This window comes from Oceanospirillum sp. (genome assembly GCF_048265165.1).
Classification (GTDB): domain Bacteria; phylum Pseudomonadota; class Gammaproteobacteria; order Pseudomonadales; family Halomonadaceae; genus Oceanospirillum.
The window spans coordinates 130,407-145,930 of the sequence record NZ_JBLXCD010000007.1 but is presented as its reverse complement, the minus strand read 5'-3'; the positions used below and the strand labels follow the sequence as shown (position 1 = coordinate 145,930).

Sequence of the window (15,524 nt, the reverse complement as noted above, 5' to 3'; positions counted from 1 at the left end):
TCAAAAATCCCCAAACATTAACGCGGTCAAAACAAAGTCCAGTCCCAATACGGCCAGCGAGCCATGCACCACTGTTTTAGTCGTTGCACGGCTGATCCCCTCTGATGTTGGCTCCAGGTCATAGCCCTGAAAAACAGCAATCCAGGTCACAACAAAGGCAAAGACCACACTTTTAATCACACCATTTAAGACATCATGAATAAAGCTAACCGAAGCTTGCATATTGCCCCAGTAGGAACCTTCAAAAACCCCAAGCCATTCCACACCAACCAACATGCCACCCCAGACACCAATCACACTAAACAAAATACACAGAAGTGGTAACGCGATAATCCCAGCATAAAGACGCGGTGCAATAACCCGTTTAATCGGATCGACACCAATCATTTCCATACTGGCTAATTGCTCTGTTGCTTTCATCAGACCGATCTCCGCTGTAAGGGCAGAGCCTGCACGTCCTGCAAATAGTAATGCAGCAACAACGGGACTCAGCTCACGAAGCAGCGTTAGTGCAACCATCTGACCCAGTGCTTCTTCAGCGCCAAAATCTACCAGAATAGAATATCCCTGAAGCCCGAGCACCATACCGATAAAAAGGCCGGACACGCCAATAATGGCAATAGATAAAACCCCTGTCACATAGACCTGCTTAATCAGAAGTCGGAAATTTTTCAGAACATAACCAACCCCAAGAAGCGCCGCTATCAGAAGCTGCGCTGAACGGCCTAACCCGGCAACAATGGAAAGCACCCTATGACCTATATGTTGCAACCAATCCAGCATTACACTGACACTCCACTCTTACCTGCGAATAGAATATCCTCAGCAAAATCAATCGCCGGATACCTGAAAGGCACCGGACCGTCCGGCAAGCCCTGTATAAACTGTTTTACTTCAGCCAGGTCACTTTTAAGAATCTCTTCAGGGGTTCCTTCCACCAATACCTGTCCACCGCTCAGCACACAAACATGATCTGCAATACTCAGACACTCATCAATATCATGGGAAACAAGCACTGTCGTCATATTAAGTGCATCATTCAACTGGCGAATCAATTTCACCAGAACCCCTAGCGTTATAGGATCCTGACCCACAAAGGGCTCATCATACATCATAAGCTCAGGGTCCAATGCAATAGCACGAGCCAAGGCGACACGCCTACCCATACCACCAGAAAGCTCTGAAGGCATTAAATCACGGGCACCACGCAGCCCAACGGACTCAAGCTTAATCAGTACCAGATCCCGTATCATATCGTCTGGCAGTGACGTATGAACCCTCAAAGGAAAAGCGACGTTTTCAAAAACACTTAGCTCAGAAAAAAGTGCACCACTCTGAAAGAGCATTCCCATTCGCTGACGAAGTTCGAACAACTGCTTACGGCTTAAACCCGGTACAGAGAGCCCATCAACAACAACGTCACCCCGGTCAGGCGTCAACTGCCCACCTATCAGGCGAAGCAACGTGGTTTTACCGGTTCCGCTGGGGCCTATAATCGCTGTGATTTTCCCTTTGGGTATACGCAGACTCAGCTCTGAAAAAATCGCACGTTTCTCACGTAAAAATGTGAGCTCGTTGATCTTAACCAAATTGGCAGTATCAGACATATAGAATAAGAAACCCTGTACGAAATGTGCAATTTTAAGAAGGCGGAACTTTACCGTAGGGGGCAAAGAAATACAGCTTTCATATTAATCAGTATCGTTTTATTGATCACTTTATCAATTTATGCATCCCTCTCACATTACAACTCTATACGCAGGTTTCACAATTTCAGACTTGCATTCAGCCACCGTAACTTCTTTAATTGCCCCCCGACACTTAACTGAATTAAACAGGCCTTATGATTCCCGAAACACTTCCCTTTTCAATAGCTGCTTTGATTATTGGCTTAGCTCTGCTGGTTTGGAGTGCCGACCGCTTTATTGCCGGTGCAGCTGCAACAGCAAAAAATCTTGGCATGTCACCTATGCTGATCGGTATGACCATAGTATCCATCGGGACTTCTGCACCTGAAATACTGGTATCAGCTATCGCCGCTATCGGAGGTAATCCGGGACTTGCCGTAGGTAATGCCCTTGGCTCAAACATCGCCAATATAGGTCTTGTACTGGGTATTACAGCGTTAATTGCACCTCTGCCCATTAATATGAAACTGATGCGTAAAGAGATTCCCTTGCTGCTTGGTATTACCCTGCTGGCGGGGGCTGTCATGATCGACGGTCAGATCACCCTTGTTGACTCTCTGATTCTGGTGGCAGCCTTGGTGCTTAGCCTGCTGTGGTTATTTAAAGGTGACTCTGACTCGATGGCAGACCAAGAGGAAGAGATCCCGGATATGCCCCAGGGAAAAGCAATTTTCTGGCTACTGCTGGGTCTGGCACTTCTGGTTGGCAGCTCACGCATGCTTGTTTGGGGCGCCATCAATATTGCAACATCTTTCGGCATCAGCGATGTCATTATCGGCCTCACGATTGTCGCCATTGGCACCAGCCTGCCTGAATTGGCTGCAAGTGTTGCCAGCGCGCTTAAGCGTCACCATGAAATCGCATTAGGTAACGTTGTTGGCTCAAATATTTTCAACCTTCTTGCTGTATTACCAGTTCCAGGCTTCTTTGCAACTGTGGTTATTGACCCAGACGTGATGGGGCGCGATTACCTAACAATGGCTGGACTTACTCTACTGGTGGCCGCTCTTATCGTTATTATGCGTAAAAAGGGCAAGCTGAACCGTCTTGAAGGCGGCATTCTGAGCCTCATTTATATCGGTTACCTCTATACCGTTTATCTGGCTGCAATCTGACGGAGATCTCTTCATGCATGACTATATCACCTCCGCACAGCGAACCATTAAACTGGAAGCCGAGGCCGTTACCGCTCAGGCTCGCCATCTTGATGCAAACTTCACGAATGCCTGTGAACTGCTACTAACATGCAGCGGCAGAGTTGTTGTCACCGGTATGGGAAAATCCGGCCATATTGGGAACAAAATTGCGGCCACGCTGGCCTCAACAGGCACACCGGCTTTTTTTGTTCATCCCGGAGAAGCAAGTCATGGGGATCTGGGCATGATCACCCGCGGAGATGTTGTTATTGCCCTGTCAAACTCCGGTGAAACCTCAGAAGTCACGACTCTACTCCCCCTTCTGAAACGCCAGGCAATTCCTTTGATCAGTATTACCGGATCAAAGAGTTCGACCCTTGCAAAGTTCTCAGAAGCCCACCTGTTTATCGATATAAAACAGGAAGCCTGTCCATTAGATCTTGCGCCAACCTCCAGCACCACAGCCGCGTTGGTCATGGGGGATGCACTGGCTATAGCACTTCTTGAGGCCAGAGGGTTCAGTCCTGAGGATTTTGCATTTTCCCACCCCGGTGGCAGTCTGGGGCGCCGCCTGCTTCTGAAAGTAGCCGACATCATGCATACCGAAGACCGTCTGCCACTGGTTAAAGCAGGCACAGTCCTGCAAACGGTTTTACTGGAAATAACCCAAAAAGGGCTAGGTATGGCGGGGGTTGTTTCTGAACAGGGCCAGCTGTCTGGTATTTATACCGACGGCGACCTTCGCCGGACGCTAGACCAAGGTTTAGATATCCACAGGGTCATCGTGGATGATGTAATGACGGCCAGCCCTGTAACCGTTTCAGCGGAACAGCTTGCAGCTGAAGCAGTAGAAATCATGCAGCAGAAAAAAATTAATGCACTACTAGTTACAGACACTGAGAATCGCCCTGTTGGTGCCCTTAATATGCATGATTTGCTGCGGGCAGGCGTTATTTAAACCGGTCTTCATCCAGGCCTCACGTGACTTAAATCTATCACGTGACTTAAATTTAAGTATAAAGCCCTTCTGTCATAGCACAGAATTCAGAGCCATTTTTGGAGCTTCTTATGTCATATATCGACACACCCAAAGATAAAGCCCGTTCTATTCGCCTTCTGGTACTGGACGTTGATGGTGTGCTCACGGACGGTAGCCTCTACTTTCATGCCGATGGCAGTGAGAGTAAGGTCTTCAACAGCCTTGATGGTCATGGCATCAAAATGCTACAGGCCAGCGGTGTTGAAGTTGCAATTATCACCGGCCGACGCTCTAAGATGGTTGAGCTGCGGGCCCAGGCGCTGGGAATTAAAACTCTGATCCAGGGCCGAGAGGACAAGCTGACTGCCCTGAAAACAATTAAGGAGAATAAACGCCTAGACTGGTCAAAAATAGCCTATTGCGGTGATGACCTGCCAGATCTGGCTGCAATCAAAGCCTCTGGACTGGGTATTACCGTACCCAATGCGCCTGAATATATGGTTCAGCATGCAGACATGTGTACTAACCGAAAAGGCGGGCAGGGTGCCGTTCGTGAAGTTTGCGACTTCATCATGCAGGCACAGGGAACGCTCCAGGACGCTCTTGATTACTATATTCTGGGTTGCTGAAAATGCTATTTGGTAAACGTCTGAAAAAACGTTTTATCAGCCTTATTGGCCTTATGGTACTGGGCGTTGCAGTACATTTCCTTGACGTACAACGCCCCCAGTCTTTTGACCTGTTTTCTGATGTGCCTGATGCCCCATCTGAGCCGGATTACTATACGGTTAACAGCACCTTTCTGGAATATAACGCCGATGGTGTGCTCAGCCGTTCACTCAGGAGTGAGCGCCTGCTGCACTATCCTGATATTGAAGAAACGGCACTGGTCAACCCTGAGATCATCAGTTATGGAAACACTGGTATGCCTCAGTGGCAAGCGATGGCCAATTCTGGTTTAGTCGAAGGTGACGGCAGTCATTTTCAATTAAATCAAAATGTTATAGTCTGGCAGATATCGGCAGAAAACCTGTCAGATACTAGGGTTGAGGCTCCTGTCGATATGCAGCTGAGCACGGAACAGCTGAATATTGATATGGACAAAAATCAGGCAACAACAGACAAGGCCATCGAGATTATCACTCAGGAAGGCATTACTTCTGCCATGGGCTTGTTTGCTGACCTTGCTACAAATCAAATCACGCTTAAAAACCAGGTCAAAAGCCTTTATCAGAAGCAAAACCTGCCCCTGATCCAAAAAACTAATGTACCGGAATCACAACAGGATAAATAAGCATGGCACAACCTATTCGTCATTTATCCCGTTCTTTTACTAAGGCACTCTATCGGCTCTTGCTGCTGATCATGGCAGGTCTTGTATTTACACCTGCATCAGCTCTGGAAAACGACGCCCAACAACCCGTCAGCGTCTTAGCGCAAAGCGCTGAGTTTAACCCTGATCAGGGCACCGCTATATACACAGGCAAAGTTGAAATAGAGCAAGGCAGTCTCAGGGTTAAAGCTCATAAAGTAACTGTTTATCGCAAATCAGACGGCGAAATAGACAAAATCATCGCTGAAGGCCTCAATGATCGCGTATACCTGCAACAACAACCTAAGCCAGAAGACCCTATTGTTAAAGCCTATGCGATGAAAATTGACTACCTTGCATCACAACAGCAGGTTGAGCTAACCCATCAGGCTGAGCTGGAAAATGGCCAGGACAGCTTCAGCGGTGAACGTATTCGTTATCATTTGCAAAGTAAGCGTATTCAGGCCTGGGGACAGAATAAGGCACAAAACGAACAGTCAACGGATGGGCGGGTAAAAATCATCCTGTTTCCGGGTGAAGGTGAGCAGGCACAATGAAAACACTGAAGGCCGGTCATCTGGCAAAAAGCTATAAAAAACGCCAGGTTGTCAAAGATATAAGCCTTGAGGTTAACCAGGGGCAGGTTGTCGGTTTGTTGGGGCCAAATGGTGCAGGTAAAACGACATCCTTTTATATGATCGTCGGTTTAGTTCGCTCCGATACAGGATACGTTACGCTGGACGGAGAGGATATAACACCTTTACCCATGCACGGCAGGGCACAAAAAGGGGTTGGCTACCTACCTCAGGAAGCCTCGATTTTCCGTAAACTCTCTGTTGAAGACAACATTCTGGGTATCCTGGAAACCCGAAAAGGCCTCACCAAAAAAGAACGCAAAGTGCATTTGGAGCGCCTGCTCAACGAATTCAGTATTACTCATATCCGAAAAAGCCTGGGGATGAGTCTGTCTGGCGGTGAGCGCCGCCGGGTTGAAATTGCCAGAGCCTTAGCCACAGAGCCCTCGTTTATCCTGCTGGATGAGCCTTTTGCTGGGGTCGACCCTATTTCAGTGAATGAGATCAAGTCGATTATTCGCCAGCTTAAAGCACGAAATATTGGTGTTCTTATCACAGACCATAATGTTCGTGAAACCTTGGATATCTGTGAGAAAGCCTATATCGTCAGTGCAGGACAGATTATTGCCGAAGGCGATGCGGCTAATATTATGGATAACCAACAGGTCCGGGATGTCTATCTCGGGAACGAGTTCAAGTTATAACCACTTTGGAAATAAGCCGTAATCTATGAAACCGGCCTTACAGCTTAAAATTGGTCAAAGCCTGACCATGACACCTCAATTGCAACAAGCGATCCGCCTGCTGCAACTGTCGACACTTGACCTTCAGCAAGAGATTCAGGAAGCCCTTGAATCTAACCCTATGCTGGAAGTTGAAGATGAATTTAACTCAGGTAGTGATACTGAGGACAATACTGACAGTAATAAAGAGGCGCAAAGTAAGCCTGAAAGTGAAGGCAATACCTCTGCTGAGTCCCAGGAGTCAGAGCTGGAAAGCTACACCGCCACCGCTGAAGATAGCTGGCAGGACTCCATACCTGAGGACCTTCCCGTAGATAGCGGATGGGACGATGTCTATCAGGAGAGCCTCTACACACAGTCATCCGCCCCCAGCGATGATGATGGTTCATACTTAGAGCAACGTGGTGTTATCACTGAAACTTTGCAGGATCATCTGTTATGGCAGCTTAATCTGTCCGGCCTCCCTGCTGGGGACCGTATGATTGCTGAAGCAATCATTGACAGTATAGATCCTGATGGCTATCTCTCCTCCCCTATCGAAGAGATTTATGAAGGCCTGCAAAGTAGAGAAGAACTGCAGTCCGGTGAGTACGAACTGGAAATAGAAGATGTTCAAGCTGTGCAAGGCTATATTCAGAATCTCGACCCTATTGGCTGTGGCGTTCAGGATCTGCAGGAGTGCCTTCTGGTTCAACTGGAAACACTGGATACCAGTGCTTTTCTGATGGAAAAAACCCGCAAGCTGATTACACTTTACTTAGACCTGCTGGGCAGTCGTGACTTCACTCAGCTGATGCGCCGTCTCAGAGTCAAAGAACCTGAACTGCAGGAAATTATTGAACTGATTCGTAGCCTGAACCCGAAACCCGGTTCATCGATCTCAACAGAGCACGCAGAATATATAGCTCCGGACCTGTTTGTCACTCGGGAAGAGGATCACTGGAAAGTCGACCTGAATCCCGATATTGCACCTAAGATCAGAATTCACGGGGCATACTCAGGGCTCATCAAGCGCGCAGATAATAGCCGCGATAACACCTTTATGAAAAACCAGCTCCAGGAAGCTCGCTGGTTTCTGAAAAGCCTGCATAGCCGTAACGAAACCCTGCTTAAGGTAGGCATTGAGATTGTTAAGCGCCAACAGGCATTTCTTGAGATTGGCGAAGAGGGGATGAAACCCCTCGTTCTGCACGACATCGCAGACGCCATTGGAATGCATGAGTCAACGATATCCCGGGTGACGACACAGAAATATATTCATACACCCCGTGGGATTTTTGAACTGAAGTACTTTTTCTCAAGTCATGTCGGCACAACGGCTGGCGGAGAAGCCTCTTCCACAGCAATTCGGGCTATGATTAAGAAAATGATCGCAGATGAGCCTCCCAGGAAGCCCTTCAGTGACAGCAAGCTGGCTAACATGCTGGCAGAGCAAGGAATCAAGGTTGCAAGACGCACTGTCGCCAAGTACCGTGAAGCAATGAATATACCGCCATCAAATGAACGTAAGAAATTGATTTAAAATCAATTTAGAAAAAACGCTTTGCAAATACCTGAAAAGCGATACAATCGAAATGGCAAGACCGCGAATAATAAGGAGCTATTTATGCAATTAAATATTACCGGTCAACATCTGGAACTAACTGAAGCGCTTCAAGAGTATGTTTCCACTAAATTTGAGCGCCTGGAACGTCACGTTGACAACATCACCAATGTACAGGTTGTTCTGAAGCTGGAGAAAGAGCGCCAGATTGCAGAAGCTACACTACACGTTGCTGGTGCTGATCTGCATGCCAACGCAGAAGCTGACGATATGTATGCGTCTATTGATATGCTGACGGATAAAATTGACCGCCAGCTGATCAAGCACAAAGAAAAAGCCCAGGCCCGTAAACAGGGTGCGACAGCCCGCTAATTATTGAGCATAACTGATATCTATGTTACTCAATTCTGTTCTGACTCCTCCGAGAACCCTTGATGGGGTTTCCGGAGGCAGCAAGAAACGCCTCCTAGAGTTCTTCAGTAAGTTTATCTCTCAACAGATTCCAACTCTGGAAAGTACTGAGGTGTTTGATAGCCTCATATCCAGAGAACGGCTTGGGAGTACCGGCGTAGGTGAAGGTATTGCAATTCCTCACTGCCGGGTAAAAAACTGCTCGGAAAGCATAGGTACGTTTATTCGTCTTAAAGACAAGATCGACTTCGATGCGATTGATGGTCGCCCGGTTGACCTGGTCTTTATTTTGCTTGTTCCGGAAGAGGCTACAGATACGCATCTGCAACTTTTGTCCGGATTAGCAGAAAAATTCTCTGACCCGGATTTTTGTCGTCAACTGCGTGAAGCAGTCAGCTCCGAGAATCTGTATGAACTTTGGATACGGGAGTGACAGCCTGAGCCCAACCGGTGTGAATAACGTTCTGATCACACCGTATTGATAGGGTCTGTTGTCATACGGCCGACCCTATCAATGTCTATCATCACCTCTGTAACGGATTAAACTTCACTGATAAGATCACCTGTTGTGGCTGCATTTACATGTCAGACCCTGTATAACTGCCTGCCACAGCAAAAACTGATTAAGCTGAAAGGGATGTGTCATGAAACTGGTTATTATTAGTGGTCGCTCCGGATCGGGCAAAAGTATTGCTTTGCATGTACTTGAAGATCTGGGCTACTTCGCCATCGATAATCTGCCAATCGGACTTCTGAGCCAGTTACCATCGAATCTCCCCGATTCGAATCCAATGGTTGCTGTCAGCATTGATGCCAGAAATATTGTTACCGACCCACAGGGTGTACAGCCTCACATAGAGAAATTGAAATCAGAAGGATATGACCCCCAGATTATCTATCTTGATTCTGATGATGGCACCTTGATTGATCGTTTTAATGCGACCCGGCGCAAACACCCGCTTTCATCAGAAACTGTTTCTCTCTCCGAAGCCTTAGCTCAGGAGGCCAACCTGCTTGAGCTGATCGCTGAACAGGCTGACCTGAGAGTCGATACCAGCAATCTCAGTATCTACGACCTGAGGGAGATCATCACTCAGCAGCTCGAAAATGCCTCTCACCAGAAAAATGTAGCCATCCAGTTTCAATCCTTCGGCTTTAAGCGGGGAACCCCTAAAGATTGCGACTTTATTTTTGATGTCCGCTGTTTACCAAACCCATACTGGGAAACACATCTACGTGGTTTTACAGGCCAAGATGCACCTGTCATCGGGTTTTTAGAGCAGGATTTCAGTGTACGAGCCATGATTTCTGATATATCCGGTTTTATGGATAAATGGCTCCCCAGCATTATAGCCAGTAGCCGAAGCTACATAACCGTTGGTATTGGCTGTACCGGCGGGCAACATCGATCTGTTTTTGTTGCAGACCAGCTGGCAGAAAAATTTAAGCATCAGCACCCGCAAACACTGGTAAGGCACCGGGATCTCAGCCTGGCCAATAAGGATTAACCGCTATGGCAGAGTTCACGGTTACCGTTAAGAACAGTAAGGGTTTTCACCTCAGACCAGCATCAAAATTGCTGGAACTGGCCAGCAGTTTCGAAGAAGCCAGTATCACACTTCGGCATCATGATTCAGGGCGTAGTGCAGACTGCCGTAACATGATGGCCCTGATGATGATGAGTTCACCTCAGGGTACTGTCTTTCATGTGGAGGTGAATGCTGATGATACACAGGCGTCAGAGATCGAAGCAGCCATAACTCAGCTATTTGCTAAAGGACTTGGTGACGGAGCTTAACTCAGCTACCCCATGCTGTTTGGCCATCGCAGAAAAATCCGGTTAATATCAATGCACTGAAATATTGATTAGAATCAAAAAGTACCGGAATCATAAAAGCTCCTGAATAAACCAGGTCTCAGGATAAAAATATATATTCATCACGCCATAAACACCCAGAGCGTTTTACCCGGCGAAAAAATCATCTTCTGCCCGATACAGCAGAATCGGCGGTAATATTAAGTAGACCTTCAGATAACCACGGTAATTTATGGCCAGCGAAAAACAGGATATCCCTCCAGTGCTCGAACGTCTGACCAATGCAATGGACTCAGGCGCATTCGCCCAGGTTCGCCGCATGCTCAACCGGGGCCTGCCTGCTCAGGACGTTGCACACCTACTTGAATCCTCTCCTCCAAAAGAAAGAGATCTGCTCTGGAACCTAATTGAACCTGAGTTTCAGGGCGAGGTTCTTCAGCATCTGGTAGATGATATTCAGGCAATTTATCTGAAACGCATGAAGCCTGAAGAGTTTCTGACAGCGACCGAAGGTCTGGAAACCGATGATATTGCCGACCTTCTTCAACAGCTGCCGGATACTCTGATCCAGGAGGTTCTGGTCTCCATGGATACCCAGGACCGGCACCGTGTTGAATCGGTACTCTCCTATCCTGAGGATACGGCTGGCGGTCTGATGAATACAGACACCATCACCGTTCGGCCGGACATCACCCTGGATGTGGTTATGCGCTATCTTCGTCGCCACGAGTCACTGCCAGACTCCACTGACTCGGTACTGGTGGTCAGCCGGGGCGACCACTTTATTGGCATGCTGCCCATTATTCGCCTACTGGTTTCAGACCCAAATATCACAGTACGTGAAGTCATGGATACTGACACCATTGTGATTCCCGCGGATATGCCGGATAACGAAGTCGCAAATTTATTTGAAAAATTCGATCTGATCTCAGCTCCCGTTGTCGATGATCAGGGAACTTTGCTGGGCCGTATTACTATCGATGACGTGGTCGACGTTATCAGGGAAGATGCCGATCACTCTCTGATGAGCATGGCAGGCCTGGATGAAGATGAAGATACCTTCTCACCTATTCTTCTGACCGCAAGACGCCGGGCCGTCTGGCTGGGCATCAATCTGCTGACCGCGTTTCTGGCGTCAGCCGTCATCGGGTTATTTGACGCGACAATTGAAAAAGTTGTTGCTCTGGCCGTTCTGATGCCGATTGTTGCCAGTATGGGAGGTATTGCCGGGAGCCAGACATTAACCGTAGTTATCCGGGGTATGGCCCTTGGGCATATATCATCCAGTAATACACCCTGGCTATTGAACCGGGAGTTTATCGTAGGACTTATCAATGGCGTCGTCTGGGCCTTGGTTGTAGCCGGTGTTGCCATACTATGGTTTGATGACGTCAAACTTGGTGCGATTATCGGCACAGCTATTATCATTAACCTACTGATTGCAGTTCTGGCGGGGGCTGCTCTGCCTCTGATGCTGAAATGGATGAAAATCGACCCGGCGCTGGCAGGAAGTGTGCTTCTGACCACCGTCACAGATGTCATCGGTTTTTTGGCATTCCTCGGACTTGCCACCGCTTTTTATCTTTAAGCCTCCTTTCAAATCGCTATTTACCAAAAAAACGGCATGACTTACCAGAGCAAACGGCACCCATTATCAAAAAAGCCGGATAGAGAAACTATCCGGCCTTTCTTTTTGCACAATGAATCAGGCGGTTATTGATTTCGCAGCCGCTTAAGCTCCTAGGCGCCAGCGACAGACATCTGCTCAATCAGAATCGAGCCAGTCTGTGTATTACCCCGGGTGTCCACATCTGAGCCGATTGCCACGATATGACTGAACATGTCCTGCAAATTTCCAGCAATAGTAATCTCATGTACCGGGTACTGGATCACGCCATTCTCAACCCAAAAACCTGCAGCACCGCGGGAATAGTCACCGGTGACCATATTAACCCCTTGGCCCATCAACTCGGTTACCAGCAGACCTGTTCCCAGTTTACTCAGTATCTGATCATAACTTTCACCGGTGGAAGAAACTCTGAGGTTACGGGCCCCTCCGGCATTTGCAGTCGTTTCCAGTCCCAATTTTCGGGCAGAATATGAACCCAGCATGTATTGCTGCAGAACGCCATCAGCAACAAATACGTTATCCCGGGTTGCAATCCCCTCCTGATCATAAGGAGCGCTGGCAACGCCACCCTTGAGATGGGGCTGTTCAAAAACAGAAACGAAATCAGGGAAAAGCTGTTCACCCAAACGATCTTTCAGAAAAGAGGCATTGCGGTAGAGACTACCACCGCTGATCGCCCCCATAAGATGGCTCAGCAAACCTGAGGCAACCTCTGCAGCAAATAGCACAGGTACCTTCCGGGTTGAGATTTTTTGCGGGTTAAGGCGCATCAGAGTTCGCTCTGCAGCCTTTTGACCAATGACCTCCGGCGAGCTTAAAAGATCCCATTGGCGCTGGCTGTCATACCAGTAATCCCGCTGCATCTGGTCCCCTTCACCGGCGATCAGTACACAGCTGGCGGAGTAGTTAGTACCCCATAATTGCCCCTGAAAGCCATGGCTGTTTGCATATAAGCTCGTACGCTCTCCAATATGAAAACCGGCACCATCAGAGTTCGTGATACGGCTATCTTGTCTACCAGAAGACTCACAAACCAGAGACAGGTCGACCAGTTGATCAACATCAAAAGGCTTTGGATAATAAAGCTCCGGGTCCTGCCAGGATTCCGCCATCAATTCAGCAGAAGCAAGACCCGCAAAGGGATCTTCTGCGGTATGCTCAGCAAAAGCCAGTGCCATATCGACCGCCTGCTCTAACGCCTGATCCGTTAGATCAGTGATAGAAACATGCCCTTTTCGCTGCCCCTGATACAGCGTCAGAGACAAACTCTGATCCTGATTAAACTCTACAGTCTCAACCTCAGACATACGGGCATTCACTGACAACCCTCTACTGGCTCCAACAGAAAGCTCCGCGCTGGTCGCTCCTTTCTGCTTTGCCAATTGCAGAACTTTATCAGCACAGGATGGCAACTGCTGTTGCCAGTTTTCCATCTGCTCACTGAGCTCAGTATTTGCTGCAGAGAACCTATTTTGACTTTGATTCTGGTCCTGACTCATAGCGGACTCCCATAAAATTCTGTTTTCTTTATAAAATGGCTCAAACACCTGTCAGTATTCCGCTCCGCATCGGCCTTAATTGCTAACTGTGTTAAACTTCCCGCAAGTAATAACTGTACAAGTGAAGAATATGACCGACGAGATTCAAGAAGACTACGAAGAGTTCGAAGAAGGCCCGAGCAAATCCCAGATAAAACGGGAAATGAAGGCACTTCAGGAAATGGGTGCAAAACTTCTGACCCTAAATGCAGATCAGGTAAAACAGTTGCCGCTTTCCGATGAGATGCTGGCGGCCATTGATGAATCTCGACGGATTCGCTCCCACGAAGCTCAGCGGCGCCATCTGCAATATATTGGCAAAGTGATGCGTCGGGAAGATACTGAGGCGATCGCTGAAAAAATTGCCCTTTTCGATACCACAAGCGAAGCTTATAACCGCCAGTTCCATATGCTGGAGCATTGGCGTGATCGCCTGATTGCTGAAGGCGATGATGCATTGAACGCGCTGGTTGAGGAAAAGCCAGAGACTGACCGGCAAATGCTGCGACAGCTGATCCGAACGGCCCAGAAAGAACTGAAAAATGAGAAACCTCCGGCAGCCGCCCGGAAAATATTTCGGAGTCTGCGGGAAATTTACGGCCTTTAAGCTGAGGTTCCAGGGCAAACCCAGGCATCCCAAAACCTGACTCAGAGTCAGATGGCACAGGAGGTCGCTTCAGACCTCTTATGCTCATGATAAACACCCGGAGTATCACTGACCTGTTCCGCCAACCGTCAGTTCATCAATCTTCAGCGATGGCTGACCAACACCTACCGGAACGCTTTGCCCATCTTTTCCACAGACACCAACGCCATCATCCAGTCGCAGATCGTTACCTACCATAGAAACATTCTGCATCGTTTCCGGGCCGTTTCCGATCAGAGTTGCGCCTTTAATAGGCGTTGTCACTTTACCATTTTCAATCAGGTAGGCTTCACTAGCAGAGAAAACAAACTTACCCGAAGTAATATCGACCTGGCCACCACCGAAGTTCACAGCATAGATGCCGTTCTTCACAATGGAGATCAGCTCCTCAGGGGCATGCTCTCCAGGCAGCATATAGGTATTAGTCATTCGGGGCATAGGAAGGTGCGCAAAAGACTCCCGGCGGCCATTTCCCGTTACCGACTGATTCATTAGACGAGCATTCATCTTATCCTGCATATAACCCACAAGACGGCCATTTTCTATGAGCGTCGTATTTTGCGTTGGCGTCCCTTCATCATCCACAGAGAGAGAACCGCGGCGATCCGCCAAAGTGCCATCATCAACAATAGTACACAGAGAGGATGCCACCTGCTCACCCATCCGGCCGGAGAAGGCTGAAGAACCCTTGCGGTTAAAATCACCTTCAAGGCCGTGCCCTACAGCCTCATGCAGAAGAACACCAGGCCAACCAGAACCCAGAACCACCGGCATATTACCGGCAGGAGCATCCACAGCCTCGAGATTCACCAGAGCCTGACGTACAGCCTCTTTTGCAGCAGACTCAGCCAGAGTTTTATCCATCAGGGTTTTCAGGTTGTAGCGCCCGCCTGCACCTGCCGAACCACGCTCTCTACGACCGTTTTGTTCTGCAATCACACTAACGTTAACCCGAACCAGTGGGCGAATATCTGCCGCCAGAGTACCATCGCTAGCAACAACCAATATTTGTTCGAAGTTCGCTGACAACGAAGCAGTGACCTCTTTAACTCTGGAGTCCTGATCGCGGGCAATGCTATCTGCCTGCTGCAGAATAGCCAGCTTTTCCTCGGAGCTTAAAGCTAGAATAGGGTTATCTGCAGCATATAGAGGTTTGAAATCCACTTTAGACAAGGCTTCAACTCTACCGGATTGCCCCTGACGAACAATACTTCGGGCCGCCTGCGCAGCCTGCGAAATAGCCAGAGCGCTAATATCTCCGCTGTAAGAAAAACCGGTTTTCTCACCAGAAACTGAGCGGACGCCTACGCCCCGGTCTGCACTGTATCCGGCATCTTTAACAATACCTTCTTCCAGAACCCAGCTTTCACTCATCGATTGCTGAAAATAAAGATCAGCAAAATCGATGCCCGGCCCCATCGCCTCAACCAGAAAACGATCCAGTTGATCAAGACTTACATTACCGGGCAATAAAAGCTCCCGGGAAACCTGTTCAATCATAATCTCT

17 protein-coding genes are annotated in these 15,524 nt (G+C 48.3%); 13 read left to right on the top strand and 4 right to left on the bottom strand.

The annotated features are described in order from the left end of the window. Together mlaE and ACN0R8_RS13655 are read right to left on the bottom strand one after the other, a co-directional pair. Entirely contained in the window at positions 1 to 783 is a 783-nt protein-coding gene (gene mlaE, locus ACN0R8_RS13660; protein WP_417598334.1) for a lipid asymmetry maintenance ABC transporter permease subunit MlaE, read from the bottom strand. Next, a complete protein-coding gene (locus ACN0R8_RS13655) occupies positions 783 to 1,607 on the bottom strand; it encodes an ATP-binding cassette domain-containing protein (protein ID WP_417598332.1) in 825 nt (274 codons plus the stop codon). Before ACN0R8_RS13655 ends, mlaE begins: the two co-directional genes overlap by 1 nt. A 236-nt stretch (positions 1,608 to 1,843) precedes the next feature. Between ACN0R8_RS13655 and ACN0R8_RS13650 the strand changes: the two genes are divergently transcribed. The 12 genes from ACN0R8_RS13650 to mgtE all read left to right on the top strand — a co-directional run bounded on the left by ACN0R8_RS13650 (position 1,844) and on the right by mgtE (position 11,791). Next, positions 1,844 to 2,803, top strand: coding sequence for a calcium/sodium antiporter (locus ACN0R8_RS13650; protein ID WP_417598330.1), 960 nt, complete (start codon positions 1,844 to 1,846; stop codon positions 2,801 to 2,803). 13 nt (positions 2,804 to 2,816) lie between these two features. After that, a complete protein-coding gene (locus ACN0R8_RS13645) occupies positions 2,817 to 3,782 on the top strand; it encodes a KpsF/GutQ family sugar-phosphate isomerase (protein ID WP_417598328.1) in 966 nt (321 codons plus the stop codon). Positions 3,783 to 3,892: 110 nt separating this feature from the next. After that, the gene (locus ACN0R8_RS13640) at positions 3,893 to 4,432 is read left to right on the top strand and encodes a KdsC family phosphatase (RefSeq protein WP_417598326.1); all 540 of its coding nucleotides are present in this window, start codon (positions 3,893 to 3,895) and stop codon (positions 4,430 to 4,432) included. Between the two features lie 2 nt (positions 4,433 to 4,434). Further along, positions 4,435 to 5,097, top strand: a complete 663-nt coding sequence (gene lptC, locus ACN0R8_RS13635) for an LPS export ABC transporter periplasmic protein LptC (protein WP_417598324.1) — start codon at positions 4,435 to 4,437, stop codon at positions 5,095 to 5,097. 2 nt (positions 5,098 to 5,099) lie between these two features. Beyond that, entirely contained in the window at positions 5,100 to 5,672 is a 573-nt protein-coding gene (lptA, locus tag ACN0R8_RS13630) for a lipopolysaccharide transport periplasmic protein LptA (RefSeq protein ID WP_417598322.1), read from the top strand. Further along, positions 5,669 to 6,394, top strand: a complete 726-nt coding sequence (gene lptB, locus ACN0R8_RS13625) for an LPS export ABC transporter ATP-binding protein (RefSeq protein WP_417598320.1) — start codon at positions 5,669 to 5,671, stop codon at positions 6,392 to 6,394. The genes lptA and lptB overlap by 4 nt, the downstream gene beginning before the upstream one ends. Positions 6,395 to 6,419: 25 nt before the next feature. Continuing rightward, entirely contained in the window at positions 6,420 to 7,955 is a 1,536-nt protein-coding gene (locus ACN0R8_RS13620; RefSeq protein ID WP_417598317.1) for an RNA polymerase factor sigma-54, read from the top strand. Between the two features lie 84 nt (positions 7,956 to 8,039). Continuing rightward, on the top strand, positions 8,040 to 8,348 hold the full coding sequence (gene hpf, locus ACN0R8_RS13615; RefSeq protein WP_078320299.1) for a ribosome hibernation promoting factor: 309 nt from the start codon (positions 8,040 to 8,042) through the stop codon (positions 8,346 to 8,348). A gap of 22 nt (positions 8,349 to 8,370) precedes the next feature. Next, positions 8,371 to 8,820, top strand: coding sequence for a PTS IIA-like nitrogen regulatory protein PtsN (gene ptsN, locus ACN0R8_RS13610; RefSeq protein ID WP_417598314.1), 450 nt, complete (start codon positions 8,371 to 8,373; stop codon positions 8,818 to 8,820). Positions 8,821 to 9,031: 211 nt separating this feature from the next. Beyond that, a complete protein-coding gene (gene rapZ, locus ACN0R8_RS13605) occupies positions 9,032 to 9,895 on the top strand; it encodes an RNase adapter RapZ (RefSeq protein WP_417598312.1) in 864 nt (287 codons plus the stop codon). A gap of 5 nt (positions 9,896 to 9,900) precedes the next feature. After that, complete coding sequence (locus ACN0R8_RS13600) at positions 9,901 to 10,185, top strand: HPr family phosphocarrier protein (protein ID WP_417598310.1); 285 nt, start codon at positions 9,901 to 9,903, stop codon at positions 10,183 to 10,185. A 250-nt stretch (positions 10,186 to 10,435) separates the two neighbouring features. Next, a complete protein-coding gene (gene mgtE, locus ACN0R8_RS13595; protein ID WP_078320295.1) occupies positions 10,436 to 11,791 on the top strand; it encodes a magnesium transporter in 1,356 nt (451 codons plus the stop codon). Between the two features lie 152 nt (positions 11,792 to 11,943). On the opposite strand, the gene pmbA is transcribed toward mgtE, so the two are convergent. Next, a complete protein-coding gene (pmbA, locus tag ACN0R8_RS13590; RefSeq protein WP_417598308.1) occupies positions 11,944 to 13,332 on the bottom strand; it encodes a metalloprotease PmbA in 1,389 nt (462 codons plus the stop codon). A 130-nt stretch (positions 13,333 to 13,462) separates the two neighbouring features. Between pmbA and yjgA the strand changes: the two genes are divergently transcribed. Then, the gene (yjgA, locus tag ACN0R8_RS13585) at positions 13,463 to 13,978 is read left to right on the top strand and encodes a ribosome biogenesis factor YjgA (RefSeq protein ID WP_417598306.1); all 516 of its coding nucleotides are present in this window, start codon (positions 13,463 to 13,465) and stop codon (positions 13,976 to 13,978) included. Positions 13,979 to 14,083: 105 nt separating this feature from the next. Here the strand turns inward: yjgA and tldD are convergent, their stop codons facing one another. Beyond that, positions 14,084 to 15,517, bottom strand: a complete 1,434-nt coding sequence (gene tldD, locus ACN0R8_RS13580; protein WP_417598304.1) for a metalloprotease TldD — start codon at positions 15,515 to 15,517, stop codon at positions 14,084 to 14,086. Positions 15,518 to 15,524 lie beyond the last annotated feature (7 nt).

Coding starts and splice junctions, on each gene's coding strand:
- mlaE (WP_417598334.1), bottom strand. CDS start 783: ATGCTGGATTGGTTGCAACATATAGGTCATAGGGTGCTTTCCATTGTT.
- ACN0R8_RS13655 (WP_417598332.1), bottom strand. CDS start 1,607: ATGTCTGATACTGCCAATTTGGTTAAGATCAACGAGCTCACATTTTTA.
- ACN0R8_RS13650 (WP_417598330.1), top strand. CDS start 1,844: ATGATTCCCGAAACACTTCCCTTTTCAATAGCTGCTTTGATTATTGGC.
- ACN0R8_RS13645 (WP_417598328.1), top strand. CDS start 2,817: ATGCATGACTATATCACCTCCGCACAGCGAACCATTAAACTGGAAGCC.
- ACN0R8_RS13640 (WP_417598326.1), top strand. CDS start 3,893: ATGTCATATATCGACACACCCAAAGATAAAGCCCGTTCTATTCGCCTT.
- lptC (WP_417598324.1), top strand. CDS start 4,435: ATGCTATTTGGTAAACGTCTGAAAAAACGTTTTATCAGCCTTATTGGC.
- lptA (WP_417598322.1), top strand. CDS start 5,100: ATGGCACAACCTATTCGTCATTTATCCCGTTCTTTTACTAAGGCACTC.
- lptB (WP_417598320.1), top strand. CDS start 5,669: ATGAAAACACTGAAGGCCGGTCATCTGGCAAAAAGCTATAAAAAACGC.
- ACN0R8_RS13620 (WP_417598317.1), top strand. CDS start 6,420: ATGAAACCGGCCTTACAGCTTAAAATTGGTCAAAGCCTGACCATGACA.
- hpf (WP_078320299.1), top strand. CDS start 8,040: ATGCAATTAAATATTACCGGTCAACATCTGGAACTAACTGAAGCGCTT.
- ptsN (WP_417598314.1), top strand. CDS start 8,371: ATGTTACTCAATTCTGTTCTGACTCCTCCGAGAACCCTTGATGGGGTT.
- rapZ (WP_417598312.1), top strand. CDS start 9,032: ATGAAACTGGTTATTATTAGTGGTCGCTCCGGATCGGGCAAAAGTATT.
- ACN0R8_RS13600 (WP_417598310.1), top strand. CDS start 9,901: ATGGCAGAGTTCACGGTTACCGTTAAGAACAGTAAGGGTTTTCACCTC.
- mgtE (WP_078320295.1), top strand. CDS start 10,436: ATGGCCAGCGAAAAACAGGATATCCCTCCAGTGCTCGAACGTCTGACC.
- pmbA (WP_417598308.1), bottom strand. CDS start 13,332: ATGAGTCAGGACCAGAATCAAAGTCAAAATAGGTTCTCTGCAGCAAAT.
- yjgA (WP_417598306.1), top strand. CDS start 13,463: ATGACCGACGAGATTCAAGAAGACTACGAAGAGTTCGAAGAAGGCCCG.
- tldD (WP_417598304.1), bottom strand. CDS start 15,517: ATGATTGAACAGGTTTCCCGGGAGCTTTTATTGCCCGGTAATGTAAGT.